12 protein-coding genes and 7 pseudogenes are annotated in these 19,180 nt (G+C 64.9%); 7 read left to right on the top strand and 12 right to left on the bottom strand.

Annotation, left to right across the window (positions count from 1 at the left end):
* Positions 1 to 14 precede the first annotated feature (14 nt).
* From OYT95_RS43070 to OYT95_RS43045, 5 genes and pseudogenes are all read left to right on the top strand, one after another.
* Positions 15 to 323: a helix-turn-helix domain-containing protein gene (locus tag OYT95_RS43070; protein WP_328286579.1), complete on the top strand. Its 309-nt coding sequence runs from the start codon at positions 15 to 17 to the stop codon at positions 321 to 323.
* Positions 324 to 374: 51 nt separating this feature from the next.
* Positions 375 to 1,275, top strand: a pseudogene (locus OYT95_RS43065) (alpha/beta hydrolase).
* A gap of 36 nt (positions 1,276 to 1,311) precedes the next feature.
* A complete protein-coding gene (locus tag OYT95_RS43060) occupies positions 1,312 to 2,109 on the top strand; it encodes an SDR family NAD(P)-dependent oxidoreductase (RefSeq protein WP_109335585.1) in 798 nt (265 codons plus the stop codon).
* A 10-nt stretch (positions 2,110 to 2,119) separates the two neighbouring features.
* A pseudogene (locus OYT95_RS44965) lies at positions 2,120 to 2,916 on the top strand (SDR family NAD(P)-dependent oxidoreductase).
* 2 nt (positions 2,917 to 2,918) lie between these two features.
* Positions 2,919 to 3,125: pseudogene (locus OYT95_RS43045) on the top strand (AMP-binding protein); the annotation flags it as partial.
* 151 nt (positions 3,126 to 3,276) lie between these two features.
* Here the strand turns inward: OYT95_RS43045 and OYT95_RS43040 are convergent.
* The 9 genes and pseudogenes from OYT95_RS43040 to OYT95_RS43000 all read right to left on the bottom strand — a co-directional run.
* Positions 3,277 to 4,249: pseudogene (locus OYT95_RS43040) on the bottom strand (IS110 family transposase); the annotation flags it as partial.
* Positions 4,250 to 4,420: 171 nt separating this feature from the next.
* Positions 4,421 to 5,937: pseudogene (locus tag OYT95_RS43035) on the bottom strand (acetyl-CoA hydrolase/transferase family protein).
* An 869-nt stretch (positions 5,938 to 6,806) separates the two neighbouring features.
* Positions 6,807 to 7,901 (bottom strand): HoxN/HupN/NixA family nickel/cobalt transporter, encoded by a 1,095-nt coding sequence (locus OYT95_RS43030; protein ID WP_268792601.1) that lies wholly within the window; start codon positions 7,899 to 7,901, stop codon positions 6,807 to 6,809.
* 423 nt (positions 7,902 to 8,324) lie between these two features.
* Positions 8,325 to 8,672 (bottom strand): helix-turn-helix domain-containing protein, encoded by a 348-nt coding sequence (locus OYT95_RS43025; protein ID WP_268792600.1) that lies wholly within the window; start codon positions 8,670 to 8,672, stop codon positions 8,325 to 8,327.
* Between the two features lie 22 nt (positions 8,673 to 8,694).
* Positions 8,695 to 10,401 (bottom strand): hypothetical protein, encoded by a 1,707-nt coding sequence (locus OYT95_RS43020; RefSeq protein WP_268792599.1) that lies wholly within the window; start codon positions 10,399 to 10,401, stop codon positions 8,695 to 8,697.
* 11 nt (positions 10,402 to 10,412) lie between these two features.
* On the bottom strand, positions 10,413 to 10,712 hold the full coding sequence (locus tag OYT95_RS43015; protein ID WP_005573662.1) for a hypothetical protein: 300 nt from the start codon (positions 10,710 to 10,712) through the stop codon (positions 10,413 to 10,415).
* Positions 10,713 to 10,730: 18 nt separating this feature from the next.
* Positions 10,731 to 12,275 (bottom strand): tubulin-like doman-containing protein, encoded by a 1,545-nt coding sequence (locus tag OYT95_RS43010; RefSeq protein WP_268792598.1) that lies wholly within the window; start codon positions 12,273 to 12,275, stop codon positions 10,731 to 10,733.
* 209 nt (positions 12,276 to 12,484) lie between these two features.
* The gene (locus tag OYT95_RS43005; protein WP_268792597.1) at positions 12,485 to 13,522 is read right to left on the bottom strand and encodes an aliphatic amidase; all 1,038 of its coding nucleotides are present in this window, start codon (positions 13,520 to 13,522) and stop codon (positions 12,485 to 12,487) included.
* A gap of 383 nt (positions 13,523 to 13,905) precedes the next feature.
* Positions 13,906 to 14,979 carry a substrate-binding domain-containing protein gene (locus OYT95_RS43000; protein WP_268792596.1) on the bottom strand — a complete coding sequence of 358 codons (1,074 nt, stop codon included), beginning with the start codon at positions 14,977 to 14,979 and terminating at the stop codon, positions 13,906 to 13,908.
* Between the two features lie 54 nt (positions 14,980 to 15,033).
* Between OYT95_RS43000 and OYT95_RS42995 the strand changes: the two genes are divergently transcribed.
* Positions 15,034 to 15,447, top strand: coding sequence for a MarR family winged helix-turn-helix transcriptional regulator (locus tag OYT95_RS42995; protein WP_268792595.1), 414 nt, complete (start codon positions 15,034 to 15,036; stop codon positions 15,445 to 15,447).
* A 442-nt stretch (positions 15,448 to 15,889) separates the two neighbouring features.
* Here OYT95_RS42995 and OYT95_RS42990 read toward each other — a convergent pair whose 3' ends face one another.
* Together OYT95_RS42990 and OYT95_RS42985 are read right to left on the bottom strand one after the other, a co-directional pair.
* Positions 15,890 to 16,897, bottom strand: a complete 1,008-nt coding sequence (locus OYT95_RS42990; RefSeq protein ID WP_268792594.1) for an AraC family transcriptional regulator — start codon at positions 16,895 to 16,897, stop codon at positions 15,890 to 15,892.
* A gap of 299 nt (positions 16,898 to 17,196) precedes the next feature.
* Positions 17,197 to 17,880 (bottom strand): annotated as a pseudogene (locus OYT95_RS42985) (zinc-binding dehydrogenase); the annotation flags it as partial.
* 47 nt (positions 17,881 to 17,927) lie between these two features.
* On the opposite strand from OYT95_RS42985, the gene OYT95_RS42980 reads away from it, so the two are divergent.
* Positions 17,928 to 18,837 (top strand): IS5 family transposase gene (locus OYT95_RS42980; RefSeq protein WP_370185358.1). Its coding sequence is split into 2 segments (ribosomal slippage): positions 17,928 to 18,320 and positions 18,322 to 18,837, totalling 909 coding nucleotides; the frame shifts between segments, so codons are not numbered across the junction.
* Here the strand turns inward: OYT95_RS42980 and OYT95_RS42975 are convergent.
* Positions 18,835 to 19,170, bottom strand: a pseudogene (locus tag OYT95_RS42975) (alcohol dehydrogenase catalytic domain-containing protein); the annotation flags it as partial. The gene OYT95_RS42980 and the pseudogene OYT95_RS42975 sit on opposite strands and share 3 nt — an antisense overlap.
* Between the last annotated feature and the right edge of the window lie 10 nt (positions 19,171 to 19,180).

Here is a 19,180-nt window from a genome sequence, read left to right as displayed (position 1 = left end):
CCGCCGCTCACGGAGTGTCCGTGCGCACCGTCAACCGCCACCGGCCAGACCGTCAGCGACACCATCCGCATCCGCCGCCTCGCACGCGCTCGCGGCGAGCTCATGGACCGGGCAAGCCGATCGGTGCCATCGCCACCAAATGGGGTTTCTCGGACGGCCCCCACTTCACCCGCACCTTCAAGTCGACCTACGGCACCACCCCAAAGGAGTTCCGGGAGGCGTACCTCGCCAAAGGTGGCGCAACGATGCAACAAGATGTCCCGCGTGTTCACGGTCTCACTGACGGACTGATTGAGACTGGAGTCCCACCAGCCCAACGGTGAGCTGCAGTACTGCTTCTGGGCTGGGATTCCACCCACTGAAGGAGATCAACGATGACGCGCCGTGATATCGAGTTCAGCGCAGAAGGCACCACGCTCCGCGGATGGTTCTACACCGCAGACGATTCCGTCGGTGCACGCCCGACGATCGTGATGGCACACGGATATTCCGCGGTCAAGGAGATGTACCTGGACCGGTACGCCGAGGTGTTCGCCGCGGCGGGACTCAACGCGCTCGTCTTCGACAACCGCAACTTCGGTGCAAGCCACGGATCGATCCCCGCCAGGAGATCGATCCGTGGCAGCAGATTCGCGACTACCGGCACGCCATCACCTTCGCCACCACCTTGGCCGAGGTCGACTCCAACAACATCGGTTGTGGGGCAGCAGCTATTCCGGCGGCCACATGCTCGTCGTGTCCGCGCTCGACCGCCGCGTCAAGGCCGTGGTGAGCCAGGGGGCCCTGGTCGACGGCTACCAGAACCTGCGTCGTTTGGTGCGCCCGGACTTCATCGAGGGTTTCCGTGAGCAGTTCGACGCCGACCGCCTGGCCCGATTCAACGGTGAGGCGCCGGCGATGGTGCCGGTAGTCGACGCGGACCCGCACGCTCCCTCCGCGCTGCCGACTCCGGACTCCTACCAGTGGTTCACCGAGGGCCACGAGACGATTGCGCCGTCCTGGCGCAACGAGGTGACCCTGCGCAGCGTCGAGATGCTCGGCGAATACGTGCCCGCCGACTACATCGCCTACATCAGCCCGACCCCGCTGCTGCTGTTGCCGGCTGTCAACGACGTGCTCACCCCGACCGATCTGGCGATCGCCGCCTTCGAGAAGGCCCGCGAGCCCTAGCGGATCGAGATCCTGCCCGGCGGGCACTTCGACATCTACACCAAAGGATTCGAGCAGTCGAGCTCCCTGGCCCGGGACTGGTTCGTCCAGCACCTGGCCCACTGATCCGGCTCTGACCCACAACATTCGAGGAGTGCAGTGATGGGAAACCGTCTGCAGAACAAGATCGCCGTCGTCACCGGATCCAGCTCCGGCAACGGCCGCGCGATCGCTTTGGCGCTGGCCGCCGAGGGCGCGACCGTGGTGTGTTCGGACGTCCGCCGTGAGGCCCGCGAGGGCGGCTACGAGGAGAACGCCAACGTCCCCACCGACGAACTGATCGTCGCCCAGGGCAAATCGCAGTATATCGACGCCGACGCCGGGAATTATGCGTCGATGGACAACCTGGTCACGACCGCGGTCAACAGCTTCGGCCGTCTCGATGTGATGGTCAACAACGCCGGCATCTTCACCGGGCTGCACACCATCGTCGACGAGACCGAAGAAGACTACGACCGCACCATGCGGATCAACTCCAAGAGCGTCTGGCTCGGCAGCAAGTTCGCCATCGCTCAGATGCTCACCCAGGATCCGGTGGACGGCTCCCGCGGATGGGTGGTCAACATCGCCTCGATCGGTGGTCTGGTCGGCCTGGCCGCCGAATCCGGCTACTGCGCCGCCAAGGGTGCGGTGGTCAATCTGACCCGCCAGCTGGCCGTCGATTTCGCCGCCGAGCGGATCAACGTCAACGCCGTGTGCCCCGGCTTTCTGGCCACCGCCATGGTGCGCCCGTTCCTCGACGACCCGGAACTGAACAAGGCGCTGCACGCGAAGTCGCCGTGGCCCGAACTCGGCACCGCCGAGGACGTCGCGCAGGCCACCGTGTTCCTCGCCTCCGGTGACGCCCGCTGGGCCACCGGATCCCTGCTGACCATCGACGGCGGCTACACCGCCCCCTGATTGGAGAACCATGAACCGCCTACAGAACAAGGTCATCGTTGTCACCGGATCGAGTTCCGGTCTCGGCCGCGGCATCGCCAAGGCCTGCGCCACCGAAGGCGCCAAGCTGGTCATCAGCGACATCCACGAGCAGCCGACCACCGGAGGCTTCGAGGACGACGCGGCACCGACCACCGCGGAGTCGATCCAAAAGTCCGGCGGCGAAGCGATCTTCGTCCAGGCCGACGTCACCAAGTCCACTGAAGTGGCTGCACTCGTCAAGCAGACCGTTGCCGAGTTCGGCCGCCTCGACGTCTTCATCAACAACGCCGGGATCTTCCGCGCCGGCAAGCGGCTGCACGAGTTCAGCGAGGCTGACCTCGACGTGTGCTTCGACGTCAACGCCAAGGCACGTTCTTCGGCGCCCAGGAAGCAATCAAGCAGTTCCTGACCCAGGGCGACGGCGGCAACATCGTCAACATCGTCTCCACCGCCGGGCTGCAGGGCCACCCGAATCAGTCGGTGTACAACATCTCCAAGGGCGCCCAGGCGAACCTGACCCGGTGCCTGGCCATCGAGTACGGAAAGGACCAGATCCGTGTCAACGGCATCTGCCCGACCTACGCCAAGACGGCACTGACCCGGGAGTTGTTCGACGACACGGACTTCGACACCTCCTTCACCGATTCCATCCCGCTGAAGCGGTGGGGAGAGATCGAAGACGTCGCCAACCTGGCCGTCTTCCTCGCCTCGGACGAGTCCAGCTACATCCACGGTGACCTGATCAAGATCGACGGCGGCGAAACCCTCTGCCGCTACTCGGTCTGACAGTGATCGGCGGGAACACGGGCCCGATCGTCGACACCTGGTGGCAGACCGAGACCGGCGCGATCATGATCTCCCCGCTTCCCGGGATCACCGCCACCAAGCCCGGATCGGCGATGGCACCCCTGCCCGGCATCTCCGCGAAGATCGTCGACGACGACGCCAACGAACTCGGCGCCGGCGGCTCCGGCTACCTCGTGCTCGACAAGCCCGTTACCTTATTTACGGTCCTTCACAGAAGGGCTACGGTCGCCAGACCCGGTATGACTCCTTGCCCCTGTCTCACGCATGATCCGGGGGGTGGTGTCGCCGGGTGTGGTGGCGTCGACGGACCGCTGATAGACCTCCGATCTTGTTATCGGGTCAAGCGGCGGCAGGCTCTGGCGTTGTTCCGTGACAGGGAAATGCTTTGATCGCGTCGTACTTCTGATCGGTTTGCAGGCACTGATCGAGCTGACCGAGCGTACGGTTGAACAGATGCCGGAGTGCAGCCGCGTGGCGATCACCATGTTCGCGCCGGGCAAGGTAGTACGCGCGGGCTGCACCTTCCTCGGCCGGCGGCGACGAATGCCCAGACAACCCCGACCGCGGCGAGCCGGTTGTATTTCACGTAGCGGTGAGTGACTGCGATACTGCGCCCCGATGCGCGCGTGACCGGTGCCGACCCAGCAAATGCCTTCAGCCCACGTGCGTCGGCAAAGCGGTCGCGGTCGTCGCCGATCTCGGCCAGCACCCGGGCACCGGTGACGTCGGCAAGTCCCGGAAAGCTTGTGATGACCGCATGGCCAGGGGGCTGCCGAAATGATTCGGACGCAGCCTCATTGAGTTCCTGCGCGTTCTTGCACTCGGCGTCCAGCGTCGCGACGAGGGCGCGAGCCTGGCGCCCCATCGCCTGCTCCACCAAGGGTGGCTGGCGCAGTTGCCGGCGGCGCAGCGCGTCCTGGATTCGAGCCGCGGCGTCATCGAGGCGCCGCTGCCGCCCCGCCCGACGCAACACCGCAAGGATACGGCTCTTGGTCAACCTCGCGCCCTGCTCGGGCGTCGGCGCCACCGACAGAATCGCTCTAGCTTCCACGGTGGCGAGGTTGGTGTGCACACCGTCCCCGAAGGCGTCGAGAAAGCCCGGGTAGTACTCACGCAATAAGGCTCGTAGTTCTTGAGTGGCCCTGGTGCGCCGCCAGATTGCATCCTGAGCAGCGCGGGCGAGCACCGCGATCGCCCGCGCGAGGTCGCTATCGCCCGGTAGCCGCCGATGAGCATGTGCGTCGGTCCGCAGTATGTTAGCCAGCGTCAGCGCGTCGATTTTGTCCGACTTCTTGCGGGCCACCGAATGTCGCTAGGTGGACGGGCCGATCGACAACCCAGGGCGTCCACATACCCTGCGTCAGTACGCTATCCGAATCTCCTCGACCATCGGGCCCACCAGGTCCCAGATCGCGTCGCCGACCCTCCCGGACGAGTCCCCGGAAGGTCCACCGCCCGACGGGAGAGCGGGAAGGTGACCGTCCTAGACTCGCATCGAGCCGGACTCCAGGTACCGCTGGTGGAACGAGAACGCCTCCCCAAGCAGGTGCGGCGTCTGGCCGGCTCCCGCAGTGGCCGTCGCCCGCTCGATGTAGTCGGTGAGCAGCGGCCGGAATTCCGGATGCGCGCAGCGCTCGATGATCACCCGTGCCCGTCGACGCGGCGACAACCCCCGCAGGTCGGCGAGGCCCTGCTCGGTCACCAGCACTTGGGTGTCGTGCTCGGTGTGGTCGACGTGCGGGGTCATCGGGACGATCGACGAGATCGCTCCGTTCTTCGCCGTGGACGGGCTGAGGAACATCGACAGGTACCCGTTGCGCGCGAAGTCCCCGGATCCGCCGATGCCGTTCATGATTTTGGTGCCCATCACGTGGGTCGAATTGACGTTCCCGTAGATGTCGGCCTCCAGCATCCCGTTCATCGCGATGATTCCCAATCGGCGACCACCTCGGGGTGGTTGCTGATTTCCTGCGGACGGAGCCGGATGTGCTGCCGGTAGAAGTCGATGTTGGAGGTCAACTCCTCGATCCCGGCCTCCGAGAGTGCCAGCGCGGTCGCCGACGCGAACCGGACGGTGCCGTGCTTGATCAAGTGCAGCATCCCGTCCTGGATGACCTCGGAATAGCAGGTCAAACCCCGATACGGGCCGCGCTCGAGTCCCCCGAGCACGGCATTGGCCACGTTTCCGATGCCCGCCTGCAGTGGCAGCAGGGTGTTCTCCGGGAGTCGGCCACACTTCACCTCGTGGTCGAAGAAGTCCAGCACGTGCGCCGCGATCGCCTCACTGACCGCATCCGGAGCGGTCAGCGCGCTCGCACTGTCGGGGGCGTTCGTCTCCACCACCGCAACAACCTTGGCCGGGTCCACCCGGTAGTGCGGTTGCCCGATGCGGTCCTCGACGCCGGTGAGTTCGATCGGCCGGCGGTGCGGGGGCAGCGCGGTGCCGTAGTAGATGTCGTGGATACCATCCATGGCGTCCGGGACCCACGAGTTGACCTCGAGAATGACTTTCTCCGCGACGTCGAGCCAGGTCTTGTTGTTTCCGACCGACGCGGAGGGGATCAGCTCACCGGTCTCGGTGATGCCGGAGACCTCGACGACCGCGACGTTCACCGCGACGTAGTAGCCCTCCCACACCTGCTGGGCCACGTGCGAGAGGTGGATGTCGACGTAATCCATGCGCCCCTGGTTGATCTTCTGCCGTGCCGTGGATTCCGCCTGGTAGGGCATCCGCAGGGCGATTCCGTCGATCTCGGTGAGCATCCTCTCGGTCTCCGTCGACACCGACGCCCCGGTCAGCAGGTCGATGGTGAAATTCGCGCCGGCCGCGCGGGCGGCGTGAATCCGGTCAGCCAAGGCCGGGATGACCGCCTTGGGTGTCCCGGCACTGGCGAAACCGCTGACAGCGACGGTGTCCCCCGGACCGATGGCCTTCACCGCTTCCTCCGCCGACGTCACCTTCTGCTGAAACGCCGAGTGTCGAATCCGGCTCGACTGCACCGGGGACGCGTGATCACTGATCTGGAGGCTCACGGCGGCCAGTGTAGGAGTGCGCGACGTGACGTGAACACCCCGAAAGGTCGTGATGTTCACCGGATCACATTCGGTGTTCGCCACTGCCCGCCGTCCTCGACCGTTCGTCGCGGCCGGGCCGCCGCTCGTCGGCCCCGTGAGGTCGCCCGTCGAGTCGCGCCCGAATGCGCCTCGAAGAGTGATCCTGCTCACTCCCCCGAGCTTCCCGGGTGAGAGCCGGGCGCACATGACGCCGACGGGTCTCGATTCCTGGCCTCCCGACAGCGGTCCGTCACCGCTATGGCGATGGCAGCACCGGACGGTGCCGGACACATCACGCCGATCAGCGATCCTGTGCCCTCCGCCAGGCCATCTCGGAACATCCGGCGCCGGACCCCGGGAATCGGGTTGGGCGCCGTGGGCGAGGGATCGGGCGGCGACGACGCGAGGGTACGTCGCGCGCCCCCGGCACCCCGATGACCTGGGCCCAGGATGTCCGGATGCGTGTACAGGAACTCTCGATCCCGCGAGAACAGCCATGTGAGAGCGGTCAGTACCGAGGGAGAACAGCTCCGCCGGTGAGATGGGGGATTCTTGCGAACCGCGTCTGCAGTTGATGGACGATCGCATTCCGAAGCAGGTCACGATACTCGACGAGGCTCACCCCGACTGTGCGGCAAAATGTCTCGGCGCGGGCGGTTCTTCCGAACGGGGAGCACACGATCGCGAGGCCGGGGATCTCGTTGTCCTCGACATGTTGCGTTGCGGTCGAATCTCCCTCCGCGCGATTGGTTGGTCCGATGGGTGGTCATCGTGCGGTCAGCGGCACCCTCGGTGGTGGTCCGGTGCTCTCCTGGTCAGAAGGCTGACATGGTTGGATCGGGAGCGCGCTCGGCTTCGGCTTTGTGGTAGTGCAGTTTCCAGAGCAGCACCGCGCCCAGCCAGGATGCAACAAAGAGACCGACGATGACGTATCCGAACAGTTCGAAGTGATCGGCGAGGGCGCCATACCAGCCGATCCAGCCGGTGGTTACTCCGAAGTGGTCGGTGAGTGCTCCGGCGAGGTAGACCGATGCCACGAACAGTCCGATGACGACGGTCATCGCGGTGGTGGCCAGGTTGTAGTATAGGCGGCGGCCAGGGCTACGGTAGGCCCACGAATACGCCCGGGTCATGAGCAGACTGTCGGCTGTGTCCATCATCGACATGCCGGCCGCGAACAGCAGCGGCAAGGTCAGGACAGCGGCGAACGACATGCCGCCGTTGACCGCGGTCGTCGCCGACAGCGCCAGCAGGGTGACTTCGCTGGCGGTCTCGAGACCGAGCCCGAAGAGGAAGCCGAGTGGCGCCATGTGCCAGGAAGACTTGATCAGGTTGCGGGCGCGGGAGCCGAGAACGCGGTTGACCAGACCTCGGTTCAGCAGTTGCAGGTCGATCTGTTCGGCGCGAAGAATGCCGACGCGATATTGGCGCCACAGGCGGGTCAGCCCGGTCAACACGACGGCGTTGAGCGCGGCAACGAGGGCGATGAAGCCGATCGCGACCAGGATCGATATTGTGCCGCCGACGCTGCGTATCCCGTCCAGGCTGGTGTCGCTGAGGTTGTCGCCGGCGAAGGCGACGAGAACGGCGAGGACCAGCACGACGGCGCTGTGGCCCATCGCGAAGAAGAATCCGACACCGACGGGCCGTCGTCCGCGCACGAGCATCAGCCGTGTGGTGTCGTCGATGGCGGCGATGTGATCGGCGTCGAAGGCGTGACGCATGCCGAGGATGTAGGCGAGGGTCCCTGCTCCCGCGAAGCCACTGGCGGCCGCGAGGTTTTCGCTCTGCCATAGGTAGAGACTCCACCCGAGGACGTGCAGGACGGCGATGGCCCCCACGATCGCGGCGAGGCGTGATCGCTCGGCGGTGGTCCATCGGGTGGTGAATGAGTGGGCTACGGACGCCATGGTTGTCCTTTGTGTCTACAGCGAGAGTTCGCTGGCCGCTTGGGGTGGATACGGCTGTCGGCGTCTGGTCCTGGGTGCCGCTCAGCCTGAATCGCTCCGTCGGATCGGATATGTTGTGGCACTACGGACTACTGTGCAGTCCGCTGGTGATTCAGGCAGACGCTGAATCATTTCGATCTTCGGGCGTCTTCGAAGGATAGGAGCCGCCGATACATAGCACTTGCCCCTCAGTGACAGTCGCTTGTGCTTTCAGCGCCATCGTCCGCTTCGCGGGCGATCAGCGACCTGTCCGGCCGCCGATCCGGTACCACGAGTCGTGGTCCGCGATGCTTGAATGGATGGGGTGAATGTGCAGCGCCCATCAGGAGCGCCGATGTCACTACTCCCGTGCCGTCGCTCCGCGGATCGACTTTCACGCCTCGATCATCGGTGTTGTTCGTGGTACCGGCTCGGACTGGTGCCGTGGGTCGCTGTGAATGCCCTGCTGAAGACCGACAGTTCGACGAACACGAACTGGGTTGCGATGTCGGTTAGGGATCGGGGGGCGTTACGTGGGGCCACCATCGCCTGGCGGCAGGCCTCGAGTCGGTGTTCACGAATCGTGGCGGCGGCGGTTGCATCGAAGCCGATGCTTGTCCTGCCGAGAGTGTGGCCATGGCATTTCCTCCTAGTCAATAGCCGTGTAGGCGTGTGGATCCGGGACTTGCCGGGAACTCCGGGGGCATTGCCGCGGGCCGTAGCGCACTGCGGCCGGGCGGGTGCGCTGACCACGCGGGTGTGGGGGATGCTTTGTTTACGGTGTGGGGACTACCGTTTGGACCGGTGCTTCCATGGCTGCGGTGGTGAGCTGCACCGCGGTGGGGAACCTTGTGACATCGCCGCGCAGCGCGGCGTAGGGGATGTCCAGTTTCCATCCGGTGGCCCCGGCAAGGGGCTTGCCGCACAGGCCTTCGAACTGTTCTGATGGTTCGGACAGCATGACGCCGAGCTCGAGCAGCCATGCGTGGGTTTTGAGACGCTCGCTCGGGGAGAGCGCGTCGTAGGCGTCACGGGCTTCGGTGAAGGCGGTGAGATCGGCCTTGGCCGCCCCGGTGATGATGACGTTCGTGTAGAGGGTCAGTTCGTCGAAGAACTCGCCCTCTGTCGTTCGGAGCGTTCCGCTGTCTCCGGGCAGGAGGAACTCGGAGAGCGTGTCTTCGAGCTTTTTCTGCAGGGTGGCATTCCATTTGGCGCGAGCGGCGAAGGTATGGGCTTCGATGTACTCGGTCTTGAATCCCGGCCGCAGCCCGCACCATTGCGGGATGTACCCGATCCAGTCGTTGATAGCGTTGCGCCACTTACCGATCGGCTCGCCGGGCAGGACTTGCACTCCCGGGTGCGTCAGCTTCGCGACGTCGAAGATCGTCCAGTTCCGGTCGCCGTAGCTGATCCGCTCGTGTGGGGCGCCGGTGAATCCGGCGGGCCGCAGGATCCGGAAGAGTTCACGGCCGTAGTCGTGGACGACGTAGCGGGCGAACGAGTCGTCAACGAACTTGTTGGTGACGTGCACGGCTTGCCGGTGGCGAACCTCGGGACGCACCCCGGGCTTGATGGTGGTGTAGCGGTGCAGGCGTTCCCACGATTGCTGTTGAGGCAGGGCGAGAAACCCGCCGGTGAAGGGGTTCTTGTACATGTCTCCCCAGATGGACACGATCTGCTCGTTCTTCGCCTCGTCCAGCATGCAGTCGATGTCGTTGAGCGTGGTGTACACCGACGCGCCCCGCTGGTACTCCGGATCGCCGGTGCAGGGCAGTACACCGACACCGATCACCGGGACCCGGCGGCCGAGCTGCCCGTTGGTCAGGTGCCGGGCCAGGTCGACCACCATGCCGCTGCCGGTGCCGCCGCCGATGCCGAAGGCCATGAGCACCATCGAGGGGAGCTTGGTGTCGTCGATGCTCCTGGCGAACTCCGCGAGTTCACGGTAGAGGGCCCGGTCCCCGTCGTAGTAGGCGCGCCCGTAGATCGCTTTGGCCAGGGCCCGCGGGAAGTGCTCGTTCTCGGCGGGTTGCTCGAGCTGCGCGGCGTAGCGTTTCTCGGCGGTGGGGAAAGGCGTTCCCGTCTCGATCCAGGGCGCGAAGTGATCGGGTGCCGCACCGAACCGGGGGTATTCGGAGCCGAGGAAGGTGGGGAAACGCTGCAGGCTGTCCGCCAGCTCCTGCGGGGTGGGCACGGTGAGGGCGACCGTCTTGATCTGGGCCCGGTCGGCGGGGATTCCGCGTTCGGCGAGTCGTGCGTAGAACGAGTCCGCGTACTGCCGCAGCTGCCGCATGTCCGCTTCGCCGATGTCGACCGCCAGCGCGGTGAACCGGGCGCGCGGGTCGGCCAGGAGGTCCTCGACTTCGCCGGTCCGGAGGAAGGAGTCGATAAGTTGCGCACCCGCTTTGCCGAGGCCGACGATGTGGATGCAGTGCGGGGATTGCTTTCCGGTGGCGCTGTGGTACATCGAAAGTTGTGCCATTTTGTCGTCCTTTAGTCCAGGTAGCCGAGGTCTTTGAGCACTGTGGCCGCGGTGGTGGGCCGCTCGTCGGCGATGATGGTCCGGTACTGATCGATGAAGTCGGCCGCGGTTCGGGTCATCGTTCCCGCGGAAACCATCTCGATCGCACGCTCGAGATTGGTGCGGCTCAGTGAGTCCTTCCACAGGCGGTGTTTGACATAGATTTTCTCCTCGTCGGCGCCGCTCACCGACAGTGTGGCAGCGCCGGGGAGGGAGTCGATCTCGGCTCCGTCCCGGTACTTTTCGAGCACATTGTCCCAATCGAGTGTCATGGTGATCTTCCCTGCGATTCAGTGCGCGGTCTCGGTCAGTTCCAGTTCCCCGCGGATGGCCGCGTGCGGTACGACCACCCAGCACGCACAGCCGAGGAGGCATTCCCCGCCGACGCCTTCGAAGCGGGTGGACGGCTCGCACAACAGCACTCCCAGATCGAGCAGCCACGCATGGCGCATCAGTTTTTCTTCCCAGTCCAGGGAGTCGTACACTTCGCGGCTGGCGACGAAGAATTCCATGTCGAGTTTGCTCAGGCGGGGGATGAAGGCGCTGACGGTGGGTGTTTCATTGGACGGGAAGACGAGGCTCCCGGGCCGCACGGCCGTGGTGAGCACCGCGGCGAGTGCGCCGGCGGCGGTGTCGCCGTCCTGGTCGTCCGCGTCCTTTCCGAAGACGCGGACTTCGGCGAAGTCGGGGACGGCACTGGCGGCTAGTTCGCGGGCGCTGACGATGTCCTGACCCGGACCGGCTCCCACGCTCAGCAGGTTGATCCACCGATCGCTTTGTTCTCCGCGCGTGGCCGGATGCCAGGCGTTGGCCGGAACGTTCAGCCAGTTCAGGGCCTTGATGGATTCGTAGAGATGAGTTCCGCCATCACGTAGGACGAAATCGGCTAGGTCGCAGTCGATTTCCGTGTGAGTCTGCTTGACGTCGCCTGTGCGCTCGTAGACAGCGTTCTGCGGCACGGCGAAGAACCCTGCGGTGAAGGGGTTCTTGTAGAGGTCGCCCCACACGGCCATGACGCCCTTGTTCTTTTCCGAGTCGATCATGCAGTCCAGCTCGTTGATGGTGGTGAACATGCGGCCGTCCTGCAGCTCCGCCGGGTCTCCGTCCGAGGGCAGGACACCGATGCCCAGGACCAACGCCCGCCGTCCCAGCCGAATCGTCGACAGATGCCGGGCCAGCTCGACGACAATGCCGCTACCGGTTCCGCCGGCGAGACTGAAGACGATGCACACCAGGGGTGTCTGTGTGCTGTTCAGGACCGATTCGGCGAAGGAATCGAGTGCGGAGGTCACCTGGCCGCCCTGGTAGTACTCGATGCCATAGATTCCCTTGGCGAGGGCGCGCGGGAAGTGTGCCCCCGCGGAAGGTACTTCGAGATCGTTGGGCAACCACGGTTCGTAGTTCGGGTTCCAGTAGTAGCGGGGGTATTCCGTCTTGAGGAATTCCCGGTACCGCCGAAGCCCCGCGAACAGGGTGCTGTTGTCCGGTGCCGGAAGGCTGACGGTCTGCACGTGCACCCGCTCGGCTGGGGCGTCCTCGGCTGCGTGCCTGACTCCTACGAGTTCCGCGTCCCCGATGTCGACGGCAAGTGCATGGAAGGGCGTCTCGGTGTCGGCGGCGACGTCTGCGTGGGCGCCGATCATCTCCTCGATGACGTTGGCGCCGGTCTTCCCCAGACCGAGCACGTGCAGGGAGAACGGGCCCTCGTGGTCCCCGATCCGGTGCACGCCCTGAGTCACCAGCGCCTCGATGCGAGAGAGATCGGTGGTCAGCCCCAGCGATTCGCTGTCACACGCGTCGTGGTTGTGGCCGTGGTCATGTCCGTGGTCGGGCATCTATCTTTTCCTTTGCTCGAAAGTGAAAGTGAACTTGTGCGGGCGGTGACGGCGGAAGTCAGGTCAGGCCGGTATGTGTTGCGGGGTGCAGCGGCTGTTCATTCGGAAGCCCTGGGCAGGGCCCGGTGGCACCCAATCCGGCTCCGGTCGAGGTCGACCGAAACGTCTGGCGGGACAGGGGCTTCTCCGGTTGGCCTTCTCGGCCGCGCTCAGGCTTCCGAGACGTTGTCGGTGGGCAGGTCGCCGACCGGGCATTCGGCGACGCCGATCGTGTCCCGGGTGAAGGCTTCGACCGATTCCTGCGCCTTCTGGGCATTGTTGACCCACAGCTTGTAGAAATCGAACGGGCAGTCGGCGACGCCCTTGTCGCCGTCGCCGGCAGCGTGAACGCCGGTGTACCCACGGTGCAGAAGCTTGAACAGGTGGTTCTGAGATTGGTCGTGCCTGCGCGCGTTCCGGATTTCCGGAATCGACAGCTGCGCATACTGAATCCCGTACTCTTCCGCGCCCGTCTCCCCCAAGGTGCGGCCATCGAACCCGATGATCGCGGAATGACCGAAGTAGGTGTAGACACCGTCGAAACCGGCGGCGTTTGCGACGGCGACGTACGAATTGTTGGCCCAAGCCATAGCTTTGGCCATCAGGACCGTCTGCTCCGCGGCGGGGTACATGTAGCCCTGACTGCGCACGATCAGCTCGGCGCCCTTCATGGCGCAGTCCCGCCAGATTTCCGGGTAGTTGCCGTCGTCGCACACGATCAACGAGACTTTGAGGCCTTTCGGGCCGTCGGCGACGTACGTTTCCCCGCCCGGGTACCACCCCTCGATGGGAGTCCACGGCAGGATCTTTCGGTACTTCTGCACGATTTCCCCGCGGTCGTTGATCAATACGAGGGTGTTGTACGGGGGTTTGTTCGGATGATCCTGGTGTTGCTCGCCGGTGATACTGAAGACACCCCAGGTGCCCGCGTCGCGGCACGCGGCGGAGAAGATCGCGGTCTCGGGACCGGGAACCGTTGTCGCGGTGTCGAACATCTCCTGCTGGTCGTACATGATTCCGTGCGTGGAGTATTCCGGAAAGATCAACAGGTCCAGGCCCGGCAAACCAGACTTGATGCCCCGGACCATCTCGCCGATCTTGGAGGCGTTCTCCAGCACCTCGGCCCGGCTGTGAAGCCGCGGCATCTTGTAGTTGATGACTGCTACACCGACGGTGTCGTCGTTGGATGAAATGTCGCCGTGTCGCATGATTCTCCTGATTGGTCAACGAGGGAGTGCGGACATCGTTGTCCCTCACGATGGGGAATGTTCCGGCTACGATTCGCGAGGTGGATGTCCGTGCGAGTGAAGCCCGAAACATTCTCATATGAAAATAGACTGTAGGTGAATGTCCGTCAATGGATAGGCACCCTTCGGGTTGTTTCGTAGTGCGCGGCCCGCCGCGCCAGGATCGTGACGACGATGCGAGCGGGCCCGATGCACTGCCCCGATGCGGTCGGGCAGGGACCGGCGTCGTCGTCGGATATGCGTGGGGCCCGCCGATGGGTGAGTCGTCGTCGAGACCGCCGACTATCACCGGCCCGCCGGTAGTGACGTTCGCTGCGAGCCATTCAGCCAGGTAGCGGTGCAGGCTACAAGGTCGTGAGGACGTCGAAATCGAGCCCGTCGGCGACCGCCAGGTGTACCGGTTGATGCGCCCTGCGGCCTTTGAACTCGACGGTGCCGCGGGGGCCCTCGTACGCGGTCCCGTCGAGCGCAGCGTCGATGGCGGCGATCGAGGGGCTGCCGGCGCGACCGATCAGGTGCGCCAGGGTCTGCCCGCCTTCATAACACGACTCCGATACGGCGGTGATCGGTGGGCCGTCCGGTCCGTGGAGGTCGACGTACCTGCCCAGCAGGGCCATCGAGTTCGTATCCACCTTCGACCGAAAGTAGGACGCGGCCGCGAACATTCCCACCAACGCGCCGGGTCCGCTCGCGATCATCATGTTCTCGTCCATCAAGGGTGTGAACCTGATCAGCCGGTCCTGAAGGCCGGCACGGGCGAAGCTCCGGTTGAAGGCCACAGCGTCTTGTCCGACCAGGAGCATGCACACTCCATCGCACTCGGTCTCGGCGATGCGTCGGACGACGCGCCCGATGTTTCGGCCACCGAGACTGACGAACGACTGACCGACGATGTCCAGTCCGATTTCGTCGGCGAACGCGTGCACGGCCGCTGCGGAGCGGCGCGGCCAGACGTAGTCATCGCCGACCACGTACCACCTCCGCATTCCCATGTGTTCGCGCATCCAGCGCAACGCGGGTTCGATCTGCAGTCGCGGCGTTTCACCGCTGCAGTAGACACCAGGTCGGTGTTCCCCGCCTTCGTACAATGCCGGATAGACGTAGGGAACGCGGCCCGCGAGCAGGGGCGCGAGGGTGTGACGTACGGACGAAATGTGCCAGCCGGTGACGGCATCGATGCGGCCCTGATCGACCAGCGCACCCACTTCGGCCGCAACTCGTGCGGGATCACCACCGCCGTCGACCACTTCTATCCGGACCTCGCGGCCCAGAATGCCGCCCGCGTCGTTCAGGTCGCGGGCGACCAGCTCGCTCATCGCCTCACACGAGGGCCCGAAAAGGCCGGCGGGCCCTTGCAGGGGCACCACCATCGCGATCGTCCAGTCCGACGACCGGGTACGTTCGGGTGCGTATATCATCTCAAATGAAAGTATTTGTCATGAATGCAGTTCGGGCAACAGGGGAGGATCGAGATGGCGGAGAGACAGATCCCGGACGAGGATCGGCCGGAGTCCCTGGCGGCGTCGCTGACCCGCGCGTCTCGGCGCCTGGCTGCCGATATCGACACGGCACTCAAACCCCACGGGCTTGCCCTCGATCACTGGTTGGTGCTCGAGTCGCTCGCTCGAGAGCGCGGTTTGACGATGGCGGACCTGATTGTCCGGACCGGGGCGAACGGTGCGACGCTGACCCGCATCGTCGACCGTCTGGTGTCCACCGCAGCCGTGTATCGCGAGGTCGACTCGGTGGATCGCCGCAAGGTTCGCGTCTACCTGAGCGCACGCGGACGGGCTCTCCATCGCCGGCTTGCCACCGTCGTATACGAGCACGAACGCATATTCCTCGAGGGGAACCATCTCCCGGATGCTGCTGTCCATCGACTCTGACTCACCTTCCCTCCGGTGACCGAGGTCAGAGCCGGGCACCGATGGCGAATCGGCGGCTTGCCTCAGTGCGACTTCACGTATGTCGCCGGATACGACACCCCGCCGGACCGCGTGCCGTCCGAGATGCGGACTGTACGTGGTTCCGGACCAGTGGGCCGGCGCCGGCCGATCAGTGCGTTTTCCGTCAATCCATGGCCGGAAGGGGTGTTGGTGTGCGGGCGCGGCATTGTGTCGTCGACTACCGAGGCCCCCACCGTGGCGGGATTTGACGAAATATCGCCTTGACGCATTTACACGACCTTCTTTCATAGCCACGCCCCGATGGGGGGTCTCGCTCCTGTTGGCACGAGGTTAGATGCGTCACACGTCGGTGACTGTCCATCCGGCGCAGGGATTGTCCACATAGCGCAGAGACTTTCAGAAACGCAGGGGGTTTTCGTTACTACGTCGTAGTCAGGGTTTTCGACGGCGACTGCCCATACCGCCTTCGGTAGTCGGCGGCGAATCGGCCGGCGTGCCGAAAACCCCAGCGGTAGGCCACATCGGCGACCGCATCGTGGCGCGGATCCGCCGCAATCAGGTCCTGATGGGCGCGCTCGAGCCGGAGGTCCCGAAGATAGGTCACCGGGGAGACGCCGACGAACCGCGCAAATCCGTCCTGCAGGGTGCGCACGCTGACGCCGACGAGCTCCGCCAGCCCGCTGACGGTCCACGGCTCCTCGGGGTGGGCGTGCATCGCATCGAGGGCCAGCTTGATGGTGCGCGGGCGGGCGGCGGCCGGTGTCGGCGCGACCAGCAGTTCGCGGTGATCGTGATTCGCCGCCAGCAACAGACCGGTGGTCAACGCCTGTACCAGCGGACGGGACATCAGCGGGTTGTAGAGCAGGCCGGCGTCCTCGTCCAGGTCCGCTGTAAGGGTCCGGACCAGAGCCAACCAGCTTGCCCCCTCCCTACGGGACAGATCGAGTACCGGGTCGAACGTCACCGGAGTTTGCGGCGGCCGTCCCAGGATCGCGCGCAGTTCGGCTTCGAGGTAGTCGCGGTCGAACTTGATGCCGTATTGGATGCCGTCTGCACTCCAGCGCGTGATCCTGGTCGCGCGATGCGGCAGGTAGATGCACGCACGCTCCGGAGTGAACACATTTGTCTCTCCGCCGGACTCCGTCTCGACGCGGCCCGACAACGGAATACTCACGTGGTAGGCGTTTTCGAGCTCACCGAAGTCCAGGCTGACTTCCGCTCCGTACGACAGCCGCCCCAGAGTCAGCGGACCGAGCCGGACCGTGCGCAGCGACATGGCGAGGTCGGAGTCCGTGGTGAGCTGGGCCAGCCGGTGCGGGTAGTACATCCGACCGACGGCCGCCCGGGCCTCGTCGAGATGACGGGCTTCGAACGCCAACACCCGGCGCGCCGATTCGGGGTCGCCCGCTGTGCGCGATGATTCGTGCATCTTCAGCCTCCGCGACCCAGGTTACGCGTCACCTCGGACGGGTGGCTGCGCCGGAAGTGCGCGCAAAAGTGCGTTTGGGGACACATTTGCACGCCGTGATACCCGCGGTCCAGTGTTGCAGGTGGTTGACTCCTTCACTCGCCATGCCGTGAGGGTTGCGTGCCTGTCGTTGGTGGGAAGCTACGGGTATTGGCGAAGAGCGCAAGCGCTGAATCCAGGGCGAGCCTCGTCATCATTACTCGGCTACCTAACACGATCAGGCCGACTCGTCTGCCACGCGAAAGATCGGGGCGCGCTATTCAGCCGGTCGTTAACACCACCCTGAACCGTGCTCCTCCGCTCACCATGCGGTCGTAGGCTTCAGCCGCGCGTTCGAGCGGGAACTCCTCGATCATCGGTCTGACGCCCGCCAGGGCGCTGAAGGCTAATGTATCCTGTGAGTCCGCCGAGGTCCCTGACGGCCAACCCTGAACTGAATGTCGTCCCATAATGAACTGGGCGATGGGCACCTCTACCGGCTCCTCCGAGATGCCGACCATAATCAGTTTCCCGTCGATGCCGAGCCCGCCGACAGTAGCACTCATTGCCTTACCGCTCGTGACGGTCGCGAGGATGACCTTCGCCCCGCCGAGGGCGGTGAGCGCCTCTGCCACGTTCTGTGCGCTGCTGTCGATGTAGTGGCGGGCGCCTAATTTCTTTGCCCACGCCTCTTTGTCTTTCCCCCTGGCGATCGCCACTGTCTCGAAGCCCATCTTGGTCGCATATTGCACACCCAAATGTCCAAGACCGCCGACGCCGAGGATGGCGACCACGTCGCCGGGTTGCGCCCCACTGTGGCGAAGCGCGTTGAAGGTGGTGATGCCGGCGCACAGTAGGGGGGCCGCCTCAACGTCAGAGAGGTCGTCCGGAAGCCACGCCAAGGCTTCTACGGGAGCGACCATGTAGTCGGCATAGCCTCCGTCATAGCTAATGCCCGGCACTAGGGTGTGTCTCCCAATGATTTGTGGTGTTGTGCTGCAGACTCTTCGGTGTGGCAGACGTTGTTGATCGGTTTGAGGTGTTGACGGACAAGCAGTGGGAGTTGCTCGCGCTGCTGTTGCCCAGTTCCGATGGGCTCCGGGGGCGGAAGTTCCGGAACAATCGTGTGGTGGTCGAGGGGATGCTGTATCGACTGCGGACCGGGTTGCCCTGGCGAGATCTCCCGTCGCATTTCGGGCCGTGGAAGACGGTGTGGAAGCGACATCGCCGATACGCCGGAGACGGAACCTGGGATCGGGTGCTGACGGCTCTGGTCGCGATGGCCGACGCCGGCGGGAACCTGGACTGGGCGGTATCGGTCGATTCCACAGTGGTCCGTGTCCATCAGCACGGTGCGAACGCCGCCCGCCACACAGGGGGATCTACCGAATTACACGAACCTGCGTGACGAGCCTGCCGATCACGGCATCGGCCGGTCGAGGGGCGGGTTGACCAGCAAGGCGCACCTGGCGTGCGACGGTCACGGGCGCCCGCTGTCGGTGCTGGTCGGCCCAGGCCAAGCCGGTGACAGTCCGATGTTCGCCCACGTGCTGGAGGGCATCTGCGTGCCGCGGCTCGCGGGCGGAGCGCACCGCACGCGCCCCGTCGAGGTCCGGGCCGACAAGGCGTACTCATCACGGGCAAACCGGGAACTGCTGCGAAGCAGAGGCATCAAGGCGGTGATCCCCGAGAAGACCGATCAGGCAGCGAACCGGGTGAACAAGGGCCGCGCGGGCGGGCGGCCACCGAACTTCGACCCGGAGTCCTACAAGGGGCGCAACGTGGTCGAACGGGCCTTCAACAAGGCGAAACAGTGGCGTGCGGTGGCCACTCGCTACGACAAACTCGCCCTCACCTACCGCGCCGGATTCCTGCTCGCCGGCATCGTCGAGTGGCTCAAGTTATTGGGAGACATGCCCTAGCGCGCTCTGGCAGAGGACAAAATCGCCGCGGCGGCAGGGTTCGCAACGGCCGCAATGTCCTCCGTGCCACCCCACGCCGACCCGTTGGCCCGGTTTCCACTCGTCCACGTCCGAACCGACCCCATTGATGATCCCGGCAATTTCATGTCCAGGAACACGGGGAAACTGGAGGCCGGGCCACAAGCCCTCCTTGGTGAAAACGTCGCTGTGACAGATCCCGCAAGCCTGTACCTTGATGAGAACCTGTCCCGTTCCGGGCTTGGGCACGTCACGCTCTACGAGTTGCAGAGGCCCTCCAGGCTGTCTTACTTCCACTGCTTTCATCTTTCTCATCCTGTGTTCT

Origin of the sequence: Rhodococcus sp. JS3073 (genome assembly GCF_026810085.1) — a bacterium.
Taxonomy (GTDB): Bacteria; Actinomycetota; Actinomycetes; order Mycobacteriales; family Mycobacteriaceae; genus Rhodococcus_F; species Rhodococcus_F wratislaviensis.
This window is presented reverse-complemented; position numbering and strand designations above follow the sequence as displayed.

Bases quoted from the DNA above. Each gene is read 5' to 3' on its own strand.
- OYT95_RS43010 (WP_268792598.1), bottom strand. From the start codon at position 12,275: ATGCCCGACCACGGACATGACCACGGCCACAACCACGACGCGTGTGAC.
- OYT95_RS43030 (WP_268792601.1), bottom strand. From the start codon at position 7,901: ATGGCGTCCGTAGCCCACTCATTCACCACCCGATGGACCACCGCCGAG.
- OYT95_RS43060 (WP_109335585.1), top strand. From the start codon at position 1,312: ATGGGAAACCGTCTGCAGAACAAGATCGCCGTCGTCACCGGATCCAGC.
- OYT95_RS43005 (WP_268792597.1), bottom strand. From the start codon at position 13,522: ATGCGACACGGCGACATTTCATCCAACGACGACACCGTCGGTGTAGCA.
- OYT95_RS43000 (WP_268792596.1), bottom strand. From the start codon at position 14,979: ATGATATACGCACCCGAACGTACCCGGTCGTCGGACTGGACGATCGCG.
- OYT95_RS42995 (WP_268792595.1), top strand. From the start codon at position 15,034: ATGGCGGAGAGACAGATCCCGGACGAGGATCGGCCGGAGTCCCTGGCG.
- OYT95_RS43020 (WP_268792599.1), bottom strand. From the start codon at position 10,401: ATGGCACAACTTTCGATGTACCACAGCGCCACCGGAAAGCAATCCCCG.
- OYT95_RS42990 (WP_268792594.1), bottom strand. From the start codon at position 16,897: ATGCACGAATCATCGCGCACAGCGGGCGACCCCGAATCGGCGCGCCGG.
- OYT95_RS43015 (WP_005573662.1), bottom strand. From the start codon at position 10,712: ATGACACTCGATTGGGACAATGTGCTCGAAAAGTACCGGGACGGAGCC.